Annotated in this window: 2 protein-coding genes; both read left to right on the top strand. The window is 67.6% G+C overall.

The window, feature by feature from the left end:
• Window positions 1–254 (top strand): sigma factor-like helix-turn-helix DNA-binding protein (locus EN884_RS37150; protein WP_281034872.1); only part of this gene is annotated, 254 nt, incomplete at its 5' end.
• The coding region (locus EN884_RS37145; protein WP_164895471.1) for an anti-sigma factor at window positions 251–931 on the top strand (681 nt) is incomplete at its 3' end. The genes EN884_RS37150 and EN884_RS37145, both read left to right, overlap by 4 nt.

The raw sequence follows: 931 nt of genomic DNA, 5'->3' as shown, positions 1-931 counted from the left end.
CGCCGGCACCACAGGAACATTCGGTGCGCCTGGCGCAGGTGCGCCAGGCTTTTTTCAGCCTGCCGGAAGAACAGCGTTCAGCGCTGCACCTCGTCGCTATCGAAGGCCTCTCCTATCAGCAGGCCGCCGATGCCAGCGGCGTGCCGCTCGGCACGCTGATGTCGCGCATCGGCAGGGCGCGCGCCGCGCTGCGCGAGATGGAGGAGCCGGCGAAGGCAAAAAACCACCTCAGGATCGTTGGAGGCCCTTCATGACCGCAACTGTCGATCCCGTGACGGATATCGACCTCGACGCCTATGTCGACGACCAGATCGACGTCACCCGCCGCATCGAGGTGGAGGCATTCTTGTCCGCTCGCCCGGAGGCGGCGGCGCGCGTGATGTCGGATCTCAGGACCCGCGATGAACTGCGCGTGGCGCTTGCCGGCTCCAAAGGTATGGCACGGCCCGCGACCGCCGATGCCGCGCGGCGGCTGGAGAGGGGGCTTGCCCGCGGCCGCATCTTCGGTGTGCTGCAGCGCGCCGCGGTGGTTGCTGTCTTCGTCGCCGCCGGGTGGCTGGCGAACGGTATCATCGGGCCGATGTCGGTGACCAAGGTCGTCGCCTCGCCGCAGCCGCCCGCCTATGTCGACGACGCAGTGCGGGCCCACAGGACCACGCTGGTGCGCGAGAGCATGCCGTCGCAGCCCGAGGCGCCCAACTACAACGCCGGCGAGATTCGCGCCGCGACCGCCATCGTCATGCCGTCGCTGCCCAAGGATTGGAAGGTCCGCGACGTGCAGATCTATCCGTCCCGCTTTGGTCCGAGCGTCGAGATGGCGGTCGAGACGAAAGACATGGGGCTGGTGTCGCTGTTTGCGATCCGGCCTGGAACCTTCGACGTCGTCAAGCCGACGATCGCGCCCTCGGGCGACATCTCATCGGCCTATTTC

It is taken from the genome of Mesorhizobium sp. M7A.F.Ca.AU.001.01.1.1, from assembly GCF_004022735.1.
Taxonomy (GTDB): Bacteria; Pseudomonadota; Alphaproteobacteria; order Rhizobiales; family Rhizobiaceae; genus Mesorhizobium; species Mesorhizobium ciceri.
This window is presented reverse-complemented; position numbering and strand designations above follow the sequence as displayed.